This is a genomic window from Phycisphaerae bacterium, from assembly GCA_012729815.1.
Classification (GTDB): Bacteria; Planctomycetota; Phycisphaerae; order JAAYCJ01; family JAAYCJ01; genus JAAYCJ01.
Window position 1 is genome coordinate 29130 of sequence record JAAYCJ010000016.1, and the last position, 19209, is coordinate 48338.

Consider the following 19209-nt stretch of genomic DNA (forward strand, 5'->3'; position numbering starts at 1 on the left):
GAGTTGACCCCAGCCCCGACGGCGGGCGAGACGGGAGATACAATGGTTGCAAGTATCAGTTTTGCCGCCCCGCTGGTCCTCCTGGCCGCACTGGCGGCCCTGGCCCCCGTGGCCCTGCACCTGCTCGGACGGGCTCGGGCCCCCCGCCTGGAGTTCGCAGCCATGCGGTTCGTCCGGCGGGCATCCGCCCGAACCTCCCGTCGCCGGCGGATCGAGAATCTGGCCCTTCTCTTGCTTCGGGCGGGACTTATGGCGCTTCTGCCGGTGGCCCTGGCCCTGCCGTTCTACCGCTCCGGCCGCCCGTCGGGTGCCGCGGACGACGGCCTGGCGGTGGCCCTGGTCATCGACGATACCGGCTCGATGAGCCAGAAAACGGACGGCCAGACCGCTTTCGAGCGGGCCCGGCTCTGGGGTCTGCGGCTGGTCCGGGGCTCCCAGGAACTGCCCGCCCCAGGACACGTGGCGGTGGTGACCGTGACCGGAACCCGCGGGCCGCGGGTCTTTTCCGGTGCCGGATCCGCCGCCGAGGCAATCCGATCGCTGGAACCCGCGGACGCCGAAGGACGCCTCGGACCGGCGGTGCAAGCCGCTGCGCAGGCGCTCGATGAGCTTCCCGCAGCCGACAAGGTGGTCTATGTCCTGACCGACTTCCAGGAGGCGACGTTCGAATGGCCGGACGGCCAGATCGCCGGGGAAACACCGGTGGTGTTGCTGGAACTGGGCGATACCGGCGGGTCGAACATGGGAATCGGCGGCGTCCGACCCATCGGACCAGCCATCGCGGGCAAACCGCTGACCATCCGGGTGGAATTGGCTGGAAGGCTGAGCGAACCGGCCGGATCAGCCGTCCAGGCGATTTCAGATGACGGGCAGGTGTTGGCGTCGCAGCAGGTGTATCTGGATCGCGGACCGCTGCGCCATGCGGTCGATCTGAGCCTGCCTCCCCTGCCGGATCGCGATCTGGCGATTCGTGCGGAGCTTTCGCTAAGTGACGCCCTACCATCGGATAACCGTCGTTGCACGGTGTTGCATGCGGCGGCGTCGTTGAAGGTGATGATCGTTACGGACGAGGCGCGGTACGGCGATTGGCAGGACGATCCGGGTTTTTTCGTGGCGGCTGCGCTGCGGGCGGCGGGATGGTTTGAGGTCCAACGGGTGGCGGTCGAAGAGTTTCTCAACAGCGACCTGGAGGCGGTGCATGCCGTTTATCTGGCGGAGCTTACGGACATTTCAGACCCCTTGACTAAAAAGCTGACGGCGTTCACGGAACAAGACAACCGGACGCTGGTGATATTTCCTTCGATCGGCGAAGCGGTGCCGGGCTATGCGGAATTGCTCGGTCGGCTGGGGGTCGGACGGGTCGGCGAGGCAGTCCAGAGCGAGCCGGCGGCGCGGGTGGCGGAGGCCCGAACGTCCGATGTTCTTCTGGCGAATTTGTCAGATGATATGACAACTTACAATCCGCTGGCGGCGAGCGACTACGTGCCGATCGAGCCGGCATCCGGGGCGACGACTCTCATCAGCTTGGAGGGCGGCGCCCCCCTGCTGGTCCGGTCGCGGCCTGGCAAATCGACGGTCTATACATTCGCCACGACGGCGCGGCCGGCGACCGGGTCGCTGCCGATGGCGCCGGTGTTTCCCGCCCTGCTGGCGGAGATGCCGGTCGGTGGACTGGGCGATGCGCAAGGGGGCGATCGGGATGCGGGTGAGGTGTGGACGATCGAAGAGGCTGGGAGAGTGGTTGACGCGGAAGGCAAGACGTTGGCGGAGGTGGGCGGCGAAGGCGGGCGGGCGGTGCTTTGGCGGGCGGGTTTGTATCGCGTTGTGGGATCGGATGATGCGGTGCGGGAGCACCTGGCGGTGAACGTTTCGCCGAGGGCGACCGATCTGGTTCGGACGGACGAGGTGGGGCCCACGGTGGCGGGACGGGGTCAGGTGCGGTACCTGGCTGAGCCGGACCGGGAGTTGCCGGAGGTGCTGACGGAGCTGTCGAAGGGCCGGCCGATGTGGGATTACGTGCTGGCGGTGGCGTTGGTGGCGATGCTGGGCGAGACGTTTGTGGCCAATCTTCATCGGGGCGGCAAGCGGGAACGGAAGCCTTCGGCGTCGGTATCTGCTTGATTATCCGGTGTTTATGCCATTATGCGGCGGTGCGGGGTTGACAATCGGGGGGCGGGTGGTTTAAGTGGAATCTGAAGGGGGACGACGTTTATGCGAGTATGATTCATGGAAGCTGAACGCGCATCATATATCTGGCAGTTTTTACGGCTGTTCAAGCCGTACAAGGGGTTGTTGATCCTGGTTCTGGTGATTGCCATTGGTAATCAGGCGATGGTGCTGGCGTTTCCGTGGCTGGCCCGTTGGATCGTGAACGAGGTGGTCTCCGGAAAGTCGGGGCTGCCGATGGCGGAGCGGATCGGGATTCTGAAAGTTGCGGGCGGATTGATGTTCGCGATGGCGTTCGGGATCGGGATCGCCAGTTTTGCCCGGGGCAACCTACTGGGCAAGCTGCTGTGGGAGATCATTTTTGAGCTTCGTCAGAGTTTGAGCTGGCACCTGAAGAAGTTGAGTTTGTCGTTTTATAATCGTCAGCAGACGGGGCATCTGGTTTCGCGGCTGATCAACGACATCAACCAGAGCAGCGCGTTGGTGAGCCAGGGGGCGATCAATTTGTTTCTGGACATGGGGTTCATCGTCGCGGCGGTGGTGATTCTCTGGCAGATCAATCCTCGGCTGACGATGCTGACGCTGGTGGTGCTGCCGGTGTACTTCGTGGCGTTCCGGAAGCTGAATCCGCAGATCCGGGAGGCGAGCCGGGACGTTCAGAGCCTTATGGCCAGGATGAGCGGGAACGTTCAGGAGCGGCTTTATGGGATTTCGCTGATTCAGACGTCGATGACGGAGAAGCGGGAGCAGGAGCTGTTCACAGCCGATAACCAGGAATATACGCGGAAAGTGCTGCACCGCCGGAACCTGAACCTGCTGCTGCGGTCGGTGACGGTGACGGTGAACCAGTTGGGCACCGGGATCATCGTGGTGGCGGGAGGCTATCTGGCGCTGAGGGGGTCGATGAATTCTGGTGACATCGTGGCGTTTGTGTTGTACATCGCGCAGGTGTACGGGCCGCTGGGGCGGCTGGCGGAGATCAACATTCACATTCAGCAGGCGTTGGGGAGTCTGGAGCGGATTTTTGATATCCTGCAGACGACGCCGGAGATCAAGAACTCGCCGGAGGCGGTGCGGGAGGTTCCGGGCGAGGGGCGGCTGACGTTTGACGACGTGCGGTTTGCGTACGGTGAGAGCGCGGAGGTGCTTCGCGGGATCGATCTGGACGTATCTCCGGGCACGAAGGTGGCGGTGGTGGGTCCGAGTGGGGCGGGCAAGAGCACGCTGGTGAGTTTGATTCCGCGGCTTTACGATGTGAGCGGCGGTGCGATTCGGATTGACGGGACGGACATACGGGAGATTCACCTTAAGACGCTGCGGCGGATGATCGGGATCGTGCAGCAGGAGCCGTTTCTGTTCTCGATCAGCATTCGGGACAACATCGCGTACAGCCGACCGGACGCGACGATGGAACAGATCGAGGAGGCGGCGCGGTCGGCGAACGCGCATGAGTTTATCAGCCGGCTGCCGGAGGGGTACGAGACGATGCTCAGCGAGCGGGGCGGGAATCTGTCCGTGGGTCAGCGTCAGCGGATTTGTCTGGCGCGGACGATGCTGGAGGGGCCGCGGATTCTGATCCTCGATGAGGCGACGAGCAGTCTGGACAGCGAGTCGGAGAATTTGATTCAGCAGGCGATGGAGCGGGTGATGGAGGGGAGGACGTCGGTGATTATCGCGCACCGGCTTAGCACGATCACCAGCGCAGATCTCGTGGTGGTGTTGGCGGACGGACGGATCGCGGAGGCTGGGTCGCATTCGGAGTTGTGGGAGCGCGGCGGGTTGTACGCGCGGCTTTTGGATCAGCAGTTCGGGCCGCTTAAGACGCTGTTGGATAAGAGTCAGCGGGGGATGGGGAGCGGGCAGGAGAGGAGCAGGCTTTAGGCTCTGGGCTTTAGGCTTTAGGGGCTGTCGCCTGCGGAGTCGTCCGCCGGTGTTGGCAGCTTCCTTTGGGACGGCACGGAGTACGCGGAACACGCGGAGAAAGATAGGGGTCAGGTAGTCGGGAGGTCGGACGGAGAGAATTCAGAACTCAGTGGTCAGAACTCAGAATGGGGAGGCACAGGGGGCGGGTCTGAACAGAAGGGAGCGAAGGGAGCGAAGGAGGGTCGAGAACCGAGCTTTGAGGATCTGACCCCAGTTGGCCTGCGAGAGCGGACAACGGCAGCGTTGCTGCACCATCAGGGGCCTACCGGACCGCTATCCCCACCGGATGCCTTCCGCCAGGTTGGTGCTGAGAGGGAGGTGGATGGCTCCCCAGAGGTCCATGGGGCCGTCAGAGGGGTTCATCTGCTTGAGGGGGCCGTCCAACGTTTCGTGGAACGCATTCATGTAGCCCGCGAAGTTGAACGGCAGGAACGAGTCGGGTCTTTCGATCCGCAACGGCTGCGGAAGGATCAGATCGGATTCGTTTGCCATGCGGCCGAAGGCGTCGAGAATGCCGAGAAGGCCGGACTCGATGGTGCGGAGGTCGTCGACCTGCAGGATTTCCTCCATCTGTCCGCTGATCCCATCCGGAAGACGCGGAAGCTCCCTGAACGCATGATAGAGCCATTTCCTGAATGGGGCATACCTGCGGTTCAGAAGGAAGCCCAGCCGCATGCAGCACTCCAGAGCCCAGCACAGAAAAGCATGCGTGGCAACCCGGTTGCCTCGCGCCACGGTTCGCGATATGTTGGCGCAGTGGGACAACTGCAGCCAGGCGAACGAAAGGCGTTTGCGCCACACCATGTCGGGGAAGTACGCGAACGCGTCTCGCAGCGGGGAGATCAGCGGTGTCGGCTCGTGGAATATTCTGCCGGCTGTGAACTCGAAGAGACGGTGTTCCGGGATCGCGAGCCAATCGCGGTCGCTGTCGGGTGCGGTCGGAAAGCCGGTGTTGAAACGGCAGCTTTCTTCGGGGGTTGTTACAGGCGCCGGGGCGGTCGGGAACTGGCGGCCAGTTCGATGAACGGATGCGCCCGAGTACTCCCTGGGCAGTTCACGGTTGAGTGTTTCCTGGACTTGATGTCCGAATCTGGCTTGGTCGTCGGCGCTGAGGAAGAGAATGAAACGGGGTCCCCAGTTGTGGTCTCGGGAGATTTCGTCGTCGAACCCGGCGACCTCACTGCCGCAGGAAATGAGACCCGCTGCCATCCTGTCCACCAGATGGGGAAAGTGCGTCTGGAGGATTGGCAACCCGCAGTCGAGGAAGTACCGCTCGGATAGTTCAAGTCCTTTCATTTCGTTCGCTCGGTCCGTCGTCGGCACTCACGCCCGGCATGCAGCAGGCACGCACGCGCAGTGCTTAGCCGACCTTTTTAGGGTTTTAGTTTGCCCACGGTGATGTATGGCTGCATGCCCATGCTGTTCCAGAAGGCGATGGCGGGGGCGTTCTGTGATGCGACGCGGACATCCGCGAATTCGACGCCGTTGTCCCGAAAGAACCGCAGCGCCATTTGGACCAATCCCCTGCCGACGCCCTGCCGCCGGCATTCAGGCCGGACAAGAAGATCCCAGACCTGCCCCTGGTGAGAGACGGTGAAGCACGGCGGGCGTTTCAGGATGGAGGCGTGGATGAAGCCGACGAGGCGGCTGTTGTCTTCGGCGACGCCGAGGAGGGTTGTGGTCTCGTTGGCTGCTTGTCTGATGTGGTCGGCAAAGCCGCCGGCGGCGTCCGCTTTGACTTCGAAATGGGGATCGTAATCCAGATGGGTCCGGATCAACTCGTGCCAGAGCAGGGCCACGGGCTGGGCGTCGTCAGGTGTTGCCTTGCGAAGCCTCATATCCATCTCCGAAGCCGACTTCTGATTCCACGCGTATCTCCGTGTGTCGGCGGATTGCTGGTTTGGGAGGATGCCATCAGAAGCCAAGAGGGCCATCAAGGGCTTGTGCGGGATGCCTCTCGACGGGTGTGGCTGGACAAGGAGCAGAAGCCACCTCGCCGATGGTGGAATCGTATGGGCGTGTTGGATGGCTTCTGGCGCGATAGGTCGTACAACGACCTATTGCTGTTGTCGGCCGGCTCGCATGAGAGGAGGCGAAACAGCTTCAGAGCGGTTGTATTGGGACATACAGCGGTACGATAGGTCGTGGTACGACCTATTGCGGCGAAGAGTCCGCCGAGGGCGGCGGATCTACATTTGGGCGAAAGGACCCCGCTCCCTCACGGTCGCGGCTCTTTGGGGAGTGGTCGCGCGAAGTGTCAGGGCGGAAAAGTAGAATGTCTCCTTTTTGGCCGGTTTTCGCAAGATATTCGCCTTGTGGGGTTTGGGGGCGTGCTCGAAAATGGTCTTCGGTGAATACGTCGCGTTGTGCTTTCAGTAGAGTAGAGCGATGATGATTAGTCCACGCGAGAACCTGCTGCGGGTCTTCCGGCACGAGAGGCCGGAATGGGTTCCGGCGACCGGGCATTGCGATCCGTACAACCAGCCCAATCGCGAAGGGATGGACCCCGCGCTGGCTGAGGCGCTGGGCGAGGTCCGCTGGGGCGATGAGGCTTCGGTGACGCTGTCGCGGTATCTGGGGCTGGACATCATGGACGGGTGCGCGATGCCGGTGCGCATCACGCGGCGCAACGTGTCCGTCGAGCAGCAGGTGGAGGGCGACCAGACGACGTGGGTGTGGCACACGCCGGCGGGCGACCTGCGAGAGGGCATCCGGGTCTGCCGCGATGTTAGCGGGGCTGTGTCCAGTAACCGTACGGAGCACATGGTCAAGGGCCCGGAGGATCTGCCCGCGTTGGCGGCGATCTTCGAGGACGAGGTCATCGAGAGCGACGCTGAGGGAATCGAGCGGATACGGCAGCGGCGCGAACGACTCGGCGACGACGGGGTGACGGTGATCGGCATGCCGGGTACGCCGCTGGGCATGATGGTGCGGGACTATTCGGGGGTGGCGGCGCTGGCATACCTCTGGGCGGACGCGCCGCGGGCGATGCACGACCTCTTCGCCGTCGTGGAGGCCAACTATCGCAAGCGCCTGGCGGTCGGCTTGGGGTGCGACGCCGACGCGGTGATCGCGGTCGATGACACGTCGACCACGGCGATCTCGCCGGCGATGTTCGAGGCGTGCAACATGGACCTGACCGACGCGCGGGCGGATGCGGCCCACGCGGCTGGGAAGCTGTATTTTCATCACTCCTGCGGGCTTATCCGCAGCCTGCTGCCGCTTTACAGACGCACGAAGATGGATGCCGTGCACGGTTATACCATTCCGCCGGTCGGGAACGTGACAGTGGCGGCGGGGCGCGAGGCGTTGGGCGGCCGGATCAGCATTATGGCCGTCGTCGACCAGTTGGCTGGGCCGATGGCCGATCGCGCGGCGGTGCGGAAGAGCATCCACAGGATGATCGAAGACGCCCGGCCGTGGGATCATTTCATGCTGATGCTCGCGGGCTATCCGAACCGGACCATGGAGCAGACGACCTTCGTGGTCGATTGCTGCCGCGAGCTGGGCGGCAGGCCTTGTCGCTCGTGAGGACTCCGTCCGCCGTGTATGTAGAGGACCTGCGACTGGGGCTGTGAAGTCAGAACGTATCGGAAGGAAGACTGACACATACTCACTTGGTTCATTTTCACCTCAACCGGGAGCCGTGACGAAATGAATACGACATCGATACCCATGGGCTCTTCGGACGCCGTCAAGTCGGAGCCGATTTATGGCATTCGAATTTTACGCGACGTGAAGGTTCCGATGCGCGATGGGGTGCGGCTTTCGGCTAACATCTTCCTGCCCGAGACCGAGGGGCGGTTCCCCGTTATCTTCGAGCGCATGCCGTATGGCGACAGCGGGCGCGAACCGGGCGAATTCTATGCTCGACGCGGATATGCCTTCGTTATCCAGGACTGCCGCGGACGGCACGACTCGGAAGGCGAATTCTACCCGTTCCGCGACGATACCCCGGACGGTCTGGACAGCCTGGACTGGATCTGTGCGCAGCCGTGGAGCAACGGGCGGGTGGGGATGTTCGGAGCGTCCTATCTTGCGGGAGTGCAGTGGGCGGTTGCGGGGGAGCGGCATCCCGCGCTGCAGGCCATCGTGCCTATCGTGGTTCCGTGCGATTTCTGGAAGAGCGGATATTGGCGCAATGGCGCGTTCAGCCTGGCGCTCAACTCCTTGTGGACCTGCCTGGAGATCGCCAGTCGGACCAGTGATCTGGGCATGATTCCGTGTTACGATCTGAACAAGTTCTTCCGGCATCTGCCGCTGCGCACGCTGGACAGCCATGCCGGCCGACCGTGTGAGTTCTGGCAGGATTTCCTGAAGCACTCACAGTACGATGATTACTGGCGGCGCATGAATGTGATCCAGGGCCGGTTTGACCAGGTCGCGGTTCCGGCTTACCTCATGTGCGGCTGGTACGACTATTACCCCGGCGAGTTTTTTGATGCATTCCTGGGCATGCGGACCCAGGCGCGGGGCAAGGCGCGCGAACAATCGAGGATCATCATGGGCCCGTGGAGCCATTTGATCAGCCTTTCGCCGAAGCTCGGCGAGGTCGATTTTGGGGCGCATTCCCACCTCAATATCAACTCGCTGGCCCTGCGCTGGTTCGATTGCCTTCTGAAGGACATGAACACCGGTATTCTCGACGAACCTCCCATTGCCATTTTCGTGATGGGCATTAACGAATGGCGGCATGAGAACGAGTGGCCGTTGGCGCGGACGCGATTTACGGACTACTACCTGCACAGCGGCGGCGCCGCCGGCTGCGATCCCGATGATGGATACCTCAGCGTGGAGCCACCTCAAGACGAACCGCCGGATCAGTATACATATGATCCGGACGATCCGGTGCCGACTCTGGGCGGAAACCACTCGATCTGCTGGCAAGACGCTTTCCACGTGATTCAACCCGGTCCGTTCGATCAGCGGTCGATCGAGCAACGGCCCGACGTGTTGACCTATACGACGCCACCGATGGAGGCGGACACGGAAGTGACGGGTCCCATCGTTCTGCACCTCTACGCTGCGACCGATGCTTGCGACACCGACTGGACGGCCAAACTGGTCGACGTGCATCCGGACGGTCGGGCCATCAATCTTACCGAAGGCAACGTGCGGGCCCGGTTCAGCAAGTCCGTTCATGAGCCGCCGGAGCTGCTTGAACCGGGCAAGGTGTACGCTTACAGAATCGAGATTCAGCCGACGAGTAACGTGTTTCTGAAGGGGCACCGGATTCGCCTCGAGATATCCAGCAGCAACTTCCCTCTGTGGGATCGCAATCCGAACACGGGCCACGAGCAAGGTCAGGATGCCGAGTTGCGAGTCGCCCGGCAGACCGTCTTTCATAGTACGGAGTATCCATCGCGAATCGTGCTTCCGCTGATTCCTTGATGGGAGTCTCCGGGCAGCGTCGGGAGCAGAGAGCGAAGCAGGTGGAGTGGCGGGAGGTCGGCAGAGGAGAGGCTTTGGGGGCCGTTTTCGGCGGCTGAGGGCCCCGCTCCCTCACAGTCGCGGCTCTTTTCGTGGCAGGTTGCGCGTTGAGTTCGGGTGGTTGGGTCAGATTGTGTGGGTTTGGCGGTTGCAGAAATCCATCGTCCACGCGCCGTTGTAGCTGACGGACGTCATGCCGCAGTTGTCGTGGGGGAATCGGATTGGGCTGCGGGTATCGAAAAGGAGGTTGAGGAGTTCTCTGATGAAGAGGCCGTGGGTGACCATCAGGATGGAGTGGTTTGGTCTGGCGGCGGCGTCTTTGATCCGCTGGGCGGTTGTGTGGACCCTGCAGAGGCCGTCGGCGAAGGATTCGGGTTCGACGGGTTTGACTGCCTGGTTGTTTCGGTAGGAGAAGAGGTTGGCGAGGCGGTCGGGCACGGAGGCGGGCTGGGCGTTCCAGGAGGGGCTGGGGTGGGGTTCTCGTTCCTGCCAGCAGGCTTCGGCGATTTCGGGCCATATTTCGGCGCGTTGATGCGTTGTTTCGAGATAGGGGGCGATGGTTTCGAGGGCGCGTTGGAGCGGGCTGACGAGGATTTCGTCGAAGTGCCGCGATGTCAGGCAGCGGGCAAGAGCAGAAGCCTGAGCGTGGCCTTGAGGGGAGAGGGAGTCGTGGGAGAGGACGGAGTAGTCGCCGTTGGCGTTTCCTTTGGACTCGGCGTGTCGGACGATGAGCAGGTTCATGGTTCTCCTGATCCCGGCTGGGCGTTGCTTTTTGTCGTGATGGTCGGTAGTCCGCTACGCGACGGGGTTGATGATACCGCGATTCGGGCTGGGGATTCAATGGTTGTGGTAGGGATGGAAAGAGGCTTCAGGGCCGCCTGTGGCGGTTGAGGGGGCTCGCTCCCAGCGGTCGGGGCTCTATCTGGAGGGGAACCGCGATTGGGGATCGGCGGAGGCGGCGGGTGGCGGAAAAGTAGAATGTCCCCTTTTTCTGAGCGGGGCGGGATTGACTTTGGGGTTGGGCGGCGGTAGAGGTATGCGGCGTTGTGTTTGGATGAGGAAGATGGCGTGTGCATGGCGAGGAGTGTGCGATGACGTCTCGAGAGCGGGTGCGGCGGGCGTTGCGGTTTGAGAGGCCGGATCGGGTGGCGCGGGATTTGTGGGTTTTGGATGGGGCGATGGTGCATCACAAGGCGGCGGTGGAGGCGTTGCGGGAGCGGTTCCCAGGGGACATCGCGCATCCGCCGATTCATCAGCCGCGGCTGGCGCATCAGGTGGGTCATCCGACCGAAGTCGGGACGTACGTGGATGAGTGGGGGTGTCGGTTTGAGAACATTCAGCGGGGCGTGGTGGGCGAGGTGAAAGAGCCGCTGGTGGGCGAGTGGAGCGAGTTGGGCAAGGTGAAGGCGCCGATGGAGCTGGTGGGCGTCGGGTTGGAGGAGGTGGACGGGTTCTGCGAGTCGACGGAGACGTTCGTGCTGGCGGGGTGGGGCACTCCCTTTGAGCGGATGCAGTACATTCGCGGTTCGGAGAACCTGTACATGGACATCGCGGATCCGCCGGCGGAGTTTTTCGAGCTGCGGAGGATGGTACACGAATTCAACCTGGCGGGCCAGGAGGCGTTGTGCCGGACGAAGATTGACGGGATCATTTTCGCGGACGATTGGGGGAGTCAGAAGGCGCTGCTGATCAGTCCGGCGCGGTGGCGGGAGTTGTACAAGCCGCTGTACCGGGATTACGCGGCGATGGCCAAGGCGGCTGGGAAGTTCGTGTTCATGCACTCGGACGGGTACATCATGGACATCTACGAGGACCTGATCGAGATCGGGGTGGACGCGATCAACAGCCAGCTTTTCTGCATGCCGATCGAGGAGATCGGGAAGCGTTTCGCGGGTCGGATCACGTTCTGGGGCGAGATTGACCGTCAGAATCTGATGCCGCGCGGGACGGTCGGGCAGGTGCGTGAAGGGGTTCGGCGGGTGTGGCGGAATCTGGCCCGCGAGGGCGGCGGGGTGATCGCGCAGTTCGAGTACGGGATCGACACGCGGCCGGAGAACGCGGTGGCGGCGTTCGAGGAATGGGAGCAGGCGGGTTGCGGGGCGGGTTGAGGGGATTGGCTTCGAAGGGGGAGGGAGTCCGCCGAGGGCGGCGGACCCACAATGGCGGCGGGTGGCGCTTGATTGGGGCGGGTTGGGGCCTATAATGGGGGCGATGAGCGCTTTGCAGGATCCAAAGGATTACAAGCGACAGTGCCCGGGGCAGACGTACCGGATTTCGGACGCGGTATGCAAGACGCGTCAGATGCGGAACTATCCGGTGTGCCAGGAGTGCCCCTTTCGCGATGCGGATCGCGGGGCAGTGAAACCACGGACGAACCCGGTGGGGTCGAAGAACCTCGAGAGGGGCAGTGAAATGGACGCGATATTCAAGGCTTATGACGTTCGCGGCGTGTATCCGGATCAGTTGAACGAGGAGATAGCGTGGTGCATCGGGTATGCGACGGCGCAGTTTTTGCGGGGTCAGCTATCGGGGATCGACCGGACGGACCCGCAGCTTAACAGCCTGGCGATCGGCTCGGACATGCGCAAGAGCAGCCCATCGCTGTGCCAGGCGTTTGTGGAGGGGGCGTTGGGCGGCGGGATGAACGTGGTGGACGTTGGGATGATCGACACGTCGCAGATCTACTTCGCGGTCAACCACCTCAAGAGCGGCGGCGGCGTTCAGACGACGGCGAGCCACAATCCGGCGCAGTACAACGGCTTTAAGATCACCGGTCCGGGCGGCAAGCCGATCGGTCAGGACACGGGTCTGATGGAGATCAAGCGGATCGCGCTGGCGGTGCCGCCGCGGTCGGCGACGGCGCAGGGGACCTTGACGCGGCGGGATCTGGCGCCGGAGTACAAGGCGTTCGTGCGGAGTTTTTTGCGTGGTCCGGGTCGGAAGCTGAAGGTGGCGATCGACGCGTCAAACGGGATGGCGGGCAAGATGTGGCCGATCGTGTTCGGCGACCTGGCCGACCTGGAGACGGTGGAGTTGAATTTCGAGCACAAGGGCGAGTTTGCGCACGATCCGAACCCGCTGGTGGCGGCGAATTTGCGGCAGCTTCAGGCGGCGGTCAGGAAGCACGGCTGCAATCTGGGGATCTGTTTCGACGGCGATTCGGACCGGTCGATGATCGTGGACGAAAAGGGGCAGATCGTGCCGTGCGATCTGCTGACGGCGCTGCTGGCGAAGGCATTTTTGCGATGGACGCCGGGTTCGACGGTGGTGTACGACCTTCGGAGCAGCCGGGTGGTCAAGGAGGAGATCGAGAAGTCAGGCGGGGTTCCGCGGCGCGAGCGGGTGGGGCATTCGTTCATGAAGCGGGCGATGGCGGAGAGCAACGCGGTGTTCGGCGGGGAGCTGTCGGGGCACTTCTACTTCAAGGACAACTGGTATTGCGATTCGGGATATCTGGCGGTGGTGGCGCTGCTGAACGTGATCGAGCAGGAGGGCGGCAAGCCGGTGTCGAAGCTGGTGGCTCCGCTTCGGCGGTACGCGCAGTCGGGCGAGTTGAATTTTACGACCGACGATAAGGACGCGCGGATCAAGGCGTTGGGCGAGCAGTTCAGCGACGGGCAGGTCGACTATCTGGACGGGATCACGGTGCAGTATGCGGACTGGTGGTTCAACGTCCGCAAGAGCAACACGGAGCCGCTGTTGCGGCTGAACATGGAGGCGAAGGACAAGGGGCTGCTGACCGCGAAGCTGGCGGAGGTGGCGCCGATGCTGGGCGAGCCGGAGGAGCACTGATCGGCGGCGTGATGGGGGGCGGCGGTCAGTCGGGCGAGTGGTTGACGCGGTAGAGGACGCGGGCGGGCGTGTGGTCGCCGCGGAATTCGATGGTCGGGCCCCAGGCTCCGGCGCGGCGGACCGTGAACTGCGGGCGTGAGTTGAGGTAGCGGAAGATTCTGGGGCGGATGGACTGGTCGAAGCCGTAGGTGTCGGCGAGGCGGCGGATTTCGAGCCAATCGACGTAGATGTAGTCCGGTTTGGTGCGGGCGAGGTATTCCTTGAGGTCGCGCAGGCCCGGGGCGATTCCAGCGGCTTGGGCGAAATCGTTGCGGTTAAAGACGGTCCAGTAGATCGGATTGCCGATGACGTAGAAGGGCCGGGCTTCGCCGATGAGCATGACGCGGGCGTTCGGCTGTTCGTTGACCACGCCCAGGTATTCGCTTCCGGGCACGTCGCCGCGGAGGAAGTAGGCGTGAGCGCCGAAGAGGTTGAGGGGCTGGCCGGTAGGCGCGTAGAGGTGGCGGTGGTAGCGGCGTTGGGCGTCGAGCCAGTTGATGCCGGAGGCGATCAGGAGGAGGGCGACCAGCGGCACGGACCAGAACTGGCGGCCGGGCGGAGCGACGGTTTCGGCGGAACGGGCGATCAGGAACGGGACAAGGGCCAAAAGCGGTACGAGGAAGCGGCCCTGCAGGTGGGTGGCGAAGAGCCAGACCGCGATCCCGATCAGAAGGATCAATAGCAACAGGTGGTCGCAGAACCGCTGACGGCGGGTGAGGAAGACCAGCCAGGGCAGCAGGAGGACTGCGAGGCCGAAGCGGGGCAGGTCGAGGATGGGCGGCGGGTTGAGGATGTCGCGGGCCCGCTGCTGGTCGCCGAGGTTGCGGTGCTTCTGGGCGAGGAAGTGATCTACGACGATGTTGCGGCCGCCGGTCCAGTAGAGGGCGGCGAGGCGTCCGGCGACCGATTGCTGGTCCGGACGCGGCGAGTGGCCCTGTTGCCAGCGTTCGGCGAGGGCGTCGCTCCAGTCGCGGCCGCCGAAGCGGTCGTAGGCGATTGGGAAGACGGGGTTGCCGGTCCAGAAGAGGTTGCGGAGCAGATAGGGCGAGAGACCGATGGCGGCGAAGACGGCGACGGCGAGCGGATAGAGCAGAAAGCCGCGGTAGCGCCGAACGGCGACGGCGCCGAGGGCGGCGGCGATGACGACGCCGGGAGCGAGCATGGCCAGGGCGGTGTACTTGTACCCCCCTACCAGGCCGAGCATCAGGCCGATCAGGCCGGAGGCGCGAAGGTCGAGTGTGGCGTCGCGCAGGGTGGTGACGAGGACGCCGACAATCACGATCGACAGGAACAGCATGGGCATTTCGACGTAGGCGAGCGGGGCGAGGTAGGCCATCCAGCCGCAGGTGGCCAAAGCGGCGGCGGCCAGGGCGGCGGGCCAGGTTCCCCACGGGCGAACGAAGATCCAGACGGCCAGGACGCAGGCGAAGGCGAAACCGGTGTGGGTCAGTTGCGCGGCGTAGACGGCGGCGTATGGTCCGCGGTTCAGGATTGTGGCCAGGAGGTAGAACATTTCGGCGTTGGCGGGCAGGTTGGCGTAGGCGTTGTGAGGCAGGAACTCGATGCGGCCGGCGTGGTACCACTCATTGGGGACCTGGAGGTGGTATTCGAGGACGTCGTAGCCTCCGCCTTCGGCTGACCAGAGGAAACCCGGCGGGACGGTGGCGGCGGCCAGGGCCATGACGGCGAAGGGAAAGATGACGAGCAACAGGAGGGCCCACCATCGGCCGAATTCGTAGACGACTTTCTCCGCAGCGGTGCGGCGCAGGTTTTTGTAGAGGATGCCGAGGGCGACGGCGGCCAGGGCAATGACGGCGATCAGCCAGAGCGTTCGCGAGAGGAGGCCGGCCAATCCGGCCAGCAGGATCAGCGTGGCCAGCAGGCCCGAGCCGAGGGCCCAAGAGGCGACCAAGCGCTGGCTGATTGTCAGTTTTGGGACGAGCCATCGGACCGGCAGGCAGCCGACGGTCAGTGAGGCGAGGAAGATGCCGAGGACGGCTGGGATTTCGGTCAGGACGATGTAGAAAACGACGGGTGAGACCCAGTAGAGGGCCGCGACGATAGCGACGACGGCGGCGGAGGCGACGGCGATGGTGATCAGAGTTTGCGTTTTCACGGACGAGAGTTTAGCCGATAGATGACGATCTTGCCAGCGACGACCCGTGCGGTTTTGCCGGCGAGGATCGGTTCTGGGCTGAAGGAGAAGGACTGAACAGGCTGGAGGATGCGTTCGTCAAGGAGCGGCTGGAGGTCGAGCCGGCGGAGGTACTCGTCCGGGTCGTGGTAGGGGAAGATCATCGCGAGGTAGTCGGTTTGGCGTTGGCGGAGGTAATGCGGGATGGTGCGGTTGTAGAGGGCGCGGGCGGCATCGGGGTCGCAGAGGCCGCCGACGTCGATAACGGTGCGGCCGGCGAGGTAGGCGATAGCGCCGATGTCGAAGGCGGCGACTCTGGCGTCGGAGGCGGTGTGGCTGTGGAGCCACGCAGCGGCTGATAGGTGGACGCGGTCGAAGAGGGTGATGGACTGCCGTGCCGCGATTATCCAGAGGGCGTTGCCGCCCAGGGCGGCGGCCACGACGACGGAGGCCAGGGCGATCAAGGTCGTCCTTAGCGGCCGGGACCGCGGGCGGTCGATCAGCCAGAGGATGCCCAGTCCGAGGCAGAGCATGGCGAGGATCAGGACCATCGGCTGATACCGTCCAGCGTGGCCGCGAGTGGGCAGGAAGACGGCGTAGGCGAGCAGGTGAAGGATTGCCCAGATCAGCAGGATCGCGGCCTGCGTGCCGGCCCGGGCCAGATAGGCAATGAATCCGACGAGGGCGATTGCGGCGGCGAGGCCGGAGACGATCCAGGCGACGGTGCCCGGCAGGCCCAGATGGACGAGGATGGCTTGGCCGAAACTGAACTGCAGGAGGCGATAGCCCCACACGCCGATCAGCCAGAGGACATTGGCGGCGATGGATAGCGGGTTGAGAGCGGGGCCGGGAGGCTGGCCGATGATCCAGCTTCGGCCCTGGAGGGTGGTGGGCAGCCATTGGCCGGTGACGGCGTGCTGCCAGATCAGACCGATGGCGACGGCGGCTGCGCAGGCGGCGAGGGGAATGAGCCACGATGCGCGGCGGCACCGGTCGGAGGGTTCTCGCAGGCGATGGAGGAAAGCCCACGCGGCGACGGCCAAGCCGACGGTGATGCCTTCCGGACGGGTCAGGCCGGTCAGGACGATCAGCAGGCCGGTCGTCCAGTGGCGGCCGGCGGAGGCGGATCGGATGGCGGCCAGGCCCAGGGCCAGCATGAGCAGCGTCTCCATGCCAGTGAAGGCGTACCAGATCAGGTTGCCGCAGGCGGCGACGAGAACGACCAGAAGCAGCCGTTGGCGAGGACTGGCTGGCACGAGTTCGCGTGCGATTCCAGCGGCCAGGACGGCGACGGCGATCAGCGCGAGGAGGTTGACGGCGTAGGCGGCGAGCACACCCGCGTGGTTCAGGAGAAAGGCGGGCGTCAAGGCCAGGACGTACAGGATGGAGGTGTCGCCGGCTGAAGGCTGGTCGGGATTGAGGCCCCAGACTCCGAAGTCGGCGAGGTTTCGGGCGTAGGCGAGGTGGATCCAGCCATCGTCGAGGGTGAAACCGAGGCCGTGGTGGAGAGATGCGGAGACAATGGAGATCAGATAGACCGCGAACAGTCCGGCGGCAATGACGGCGGCGGGGAAAGCCGCTGACCTGAGCGATCGGTTTGTCGATTGACGGTGTAATGGGTCATTCATACAATGCATTCGATCGGCAGAAACGGCAAGACGGCTGGATGATAACCGGCCGGTAGCCGCCGCTCAAGCCGGTACAATCGAGAACGGGAGGCGACGATGGAGCGTCCAATCAGCGAGAAGGACCGCCAGCGGGCCAAGCAGTGCCTGGAATGCCCGGTCTGCCGGCGTGCGCGGGCGAAGCAGCGCGGCTTGGCGTTCTGGTTGGTCAAGCGGGTCGAAGGGTCGCTGTGTCCGAACTGCAAGGCGTACGAGCGGGTGTACGGGCGCAAGGCCCACGAACCGATCTCCAAGGGCGGGGACTCGCGGTCATGAAGCACCTTTGAAGGGGGCGTGATCGATGGCGACAGGCGACGCGTTCGCACGGGGCAAGAGCGTTCTGGTGACCGGGGCGTCCAGCGGGATCGGGTACGAACTGACGCGGTGTTTTGCGCGGGACGGGTACGACCTGGTGCTGCTGGCCCGGCAGGTCGAGGCGCTCGAGAAGACGGCAGAGGAGATGCACCGCGAGTTCGAGGTAGAGACGCGGGTTCTCGCCAGGGACCTTTCCGATCCGGCGGCGTCGCGGCAGGTGCATGACCGGCTGGCCGGCGACGGGGTGGAGATTGACGTGCTGGTCAACAACGCCGGGCTCGGGACGTACGGGCGGTTCGCCCAGACCGACCTGGAGAAGGAACTGGCGATGATCCAGGTGAACGTGACGGCGTTGACGGGGTTGAGCAAGTTGTTTCTGCGGGACATGCTGGGGCGCGGGCGCGGGCGGATTCTGAACGTGGGTTCGATGGCGGGTTTTCAGCCGGGGCCGCTGATGGCGGTGTACTATGCGACCAAGGCGTACGTGCTGTCGCTGACGCAGGCGTTGGCCAATGAGATTGCCGGCTCCGGCGTGACGGTGAGCGTGCTGTGTCCGGGTCCGACGGAGACCGACTTTACGCGTCGGGCGGGCACGGGGAAGGTGGCGATGTTTCAATCGTCGCGGGCGATGGACGCGAGGACGGTGGCCCGGATCGGGTATCGCGGGCTGATGCGGGGCAAGACGATCATCATCCCCAAAGGCGGCGACCGGCTGTTGATACAGCTTGAACGCCTGTTGCCGCGCAAGACGGTGACGGAAATCGTGCGCCGGTTTCAGGAGAGCCGGTCGTAGCGATTGAATGTATCAGGCGGATCGGCGCGGGCGGCGAACGAGCATTCCGAGAGCGCCGCAGGCCAGCAGCGCGATCACCGAAGGTTCGGGGATCGGGATTTCTTCGTTGACCGCATCGATGACGGATTCGCTTCCGCCGTCGGGAAAGGCCAGGACGTGCAGGCCGACCCGCAGCGTGCCGTTCTGGAGTTCATCCATCACGTCGAAGATGGTCTGGCCGTTCTGCAGCGTGAAGGCGATATCGACCCACTCGCCGAAGGGGTCATTCTTGACGCCGTTTTTCGGCGGCGGGTTGACGGCTCCGATGTTGAACCCGCGAGAAGCCTCGAACGGCGGGGTCAGGTTCTGGCCGCCGGGCAGGTTATCCGGGCCGGGATAGGCACGGGCGAACTCGGTGCCCGGTCCGTTGGTGATCGTATCGACGCCCAGCAGCGAACCGTCGTCGAAGTAGATTCGGGCGATGGAGCAGTCGATGGCGCTTTCGTTGTAGAAGGTGAAATGGGCCAAGCCGTCGCCGTAGTCCTCGACGGTCATGTAGAGGTACAGCCCCGGGTAAGGCATATCCTCACCCTCCTGGTCGAAGGCGGTGAACTCGTAGAAAGACGCCTGGGCGACGGCTGGGGCAACAATCGCCGCTGCGATCAGAAGCACCCGACAGACCCCGCCCAACTTTCCACCAACCGATGCGACCCGATCCCCTCGATTCATCTTTCCTGCTCCTTTTCCCAGCGGGGCCAGTGACTACTCCTGGGCCGCCGCCAACCTACGGACAATAAAAAAGCCCGGGACGGAGTCTCAGCGATCTCTCTCCCGGGCTTCCAAGTCTCACTTGTTATCATCCGCCGCAGTTTTCTACGACGGAATAGTTTCATTGTAGGGAATTCCGCTGGAACCGTCAATATGGAAAACCGCGAGTGGAAACAAAAAAGTCGGCCCAGGAGCCCCGCTTGGTC

General features: G+C 63.8%; 14 protein-coding genes. 8 read left to right on the forward strand and 6 right to left on the reverse strand.

Going from position 1 to position 19209, the window contains the following annotated elements:
- The first annotated feature begins 42 nt into the window (after positions 1-42).
- Positions 43-2121 (forward strand): VWA domain-containing protein, encoded by a 2079-nt coding sequence (locus GXY33_01260; protein NLX03750.1) that lies wholly within the window; start codon positions 43-45, stop codon positions 2119-2121.
- Positions 2122-2226: 105 nt separating this feature from the next.
- Entirely contained in the window at positions 2227-4047 is a 1821-nt protein-coding gene (locus tag GXY33_01265) for an ABC transporter ATP-binding protein (protein NLX03751.1), read from the forward strand.
- A 315-nt stretch (positions 4048-4362) separates the two neighbouring features.
- On the opposite strand, the gene GXY33_01270 is transcribed toward GXY33_01265, so the two are convergent.
- Both GXY33_01270 and GXY33_01275 read right to left on the reverse strand, forming a co-directional pair.
- Positions 4363-5385: a DUF4037 domain-containing protein gene (locus GXY33_01270; GenBank protein NLX03752.1), complete on the reverse strand. Its 1023-nt coding sequence runs from the start codon at positions 5383-5385 to the stop codon at positions 4363-4365.
- A 77-nt stretch (positions 5386-5462) separates the two neighbouring features.
- Positions 5463-5927, reverse strand: a complete 465-nt coding sequence (locus GXY33_01275; protein NLX03753.1) for a GNAT family N-acetyltransferase — start codon at positions 5925-5927, stop codon at positions 5463-5465.
- Positions 5928-6477: 550 nt separating this feature from the next.
- Here GXY33_01275 and GXY33_01280 point away from each other — a divergent pair.
- Positions 6478-7620 carry a hypothetical protein gene (locus GXY33_01280; GenBank protein ID NLX03754.1) on the forward strand — a complete coding sequence of 381 codons (1143 nt, stop codon included), beginning with the start codon at positions 6478-6480 and terminating at the stop codon, positions 7618-7620.
- Positions 7621-7743: 123 nt separating this feature from the next.
- Positions 7744-9480, forward strand: coding sequence for a CocE/NonD family hydrolase (locus GXY33_01285; protein ID NLX03755.1), 1737 nt, complete (start codon positions 7744-7746; stop codon positions 9478-9480).
- Between the two features lie 165 nt (positions 9481-9645).
- Here the strand turns inward: GXY33_01285 and GXY33_01290 are convergent, their stop codons facing one another.
- Entirely contained in the window at positions 9646-10260 is a 615-nt protein-coding gene (locus GXY33_01290; GenBank protein ID NLX03756.1) for a histidine phosphatase family protein, read from the reverse strand.
- Positions 10261-10610: 350 nt separating this feature from the next.
- On the opposite strand from GXY33_01290, the gene GXY33_01295 reads away from it, so the two are divergent.
- Together GXY33_01295 and GXY33_01300 are read left to right on the forward strand one after the other, a co-directional pair.
- Positions 10611-11627: a methyltransferase gene (locus GXY33_01295; protein NLX03757.1), complete on the forward strand. Its 1017-nt coding sequence runs from the start codon at positions 10611-10613 to the stop codon at positions 11625-11627.
- Between the two features lie 304 nt (positions 11628-11931).
- Positions 11932-13311: a phosphomannomutase/phosphoglucomutase gene (locus GXY33_01300; protein NLX03758.1), complete on the forward strand. Its 1380-nt coding sequence runs from the start codon at positions 11932-11934 to the stop codon at positions 13309-13311.
- A gap of 25 nt (positions 13312-13336) precedes the next feature.
- Here GXY33_01300 and GXY33_01305 read toward each other — a convergent pair whose 3' ends face one another.
- Together GXY33_01305 and GXY33_01310 are read right to left on the reverse strand one after the other, a co-directional pair.
- Positions 13337-15466 (reverse strand): hypothetical protein, encoded by a 2130-nt coding sequence (locus GXY33_01305; protein ID NLX03759.1) that lies wholly within the window; start codon positions 15464-15466, stop codon positions 13337-13339.
- On the reverse strand, positions 15463-17112 hold the full coding sequence (locus GXY33_01310) for a hypothetical protein (protein NLX03760.1): 1650 nt from the start codon (positions 17110-17112) through the stop codon (positions 15463-15465). Before GXY33_01310 ends, GXY33_01305 begins: the two co-directional genes overlap by 4 nt.
- Before the next feature lie 96 nt (positions 17113-17208).
- On the opposite strand from GXY33_01310, the gene GXY33_01315 reads away from it, so the two are divergent.
- Positions 17209-17424, forward strand: a complete 216-nt coding sequence (locus tag GXY33_01315) for a hypothetical protein (protein NLX03761.1) — start codon at positions 17209-17211, stop codon at positions 17422-17424.
- A 25-nt stretch (positions 17425-17449) separates the two neighbouring features.
- Positions 17450-18256, forward strand: coding sequence for an SDR family oxidoreductase (locus tag GXY33_01320; protein ID NLX03762.1), 807 nt, complete (start codon positions 17450-17452; stop codon positions 18254-18256).
- 12 nt (positions 18257-18268) lie between these two features.
- Here the strand turns inward: GXY33_01320 and GXY33_01325 are convergent, their stop codons facing one another.
- A complete protein-coding gene (locus GXY33_01325; protein ID NLX03763.1) occupies positions 18269-18964 on the reverse strand; it encodes a PEP-CTERM sorting domain-containing protein in 696 nt (231 codons plus the stop codon).
- Positions 18965-19209: the final 245 nt, after the last annotated feature.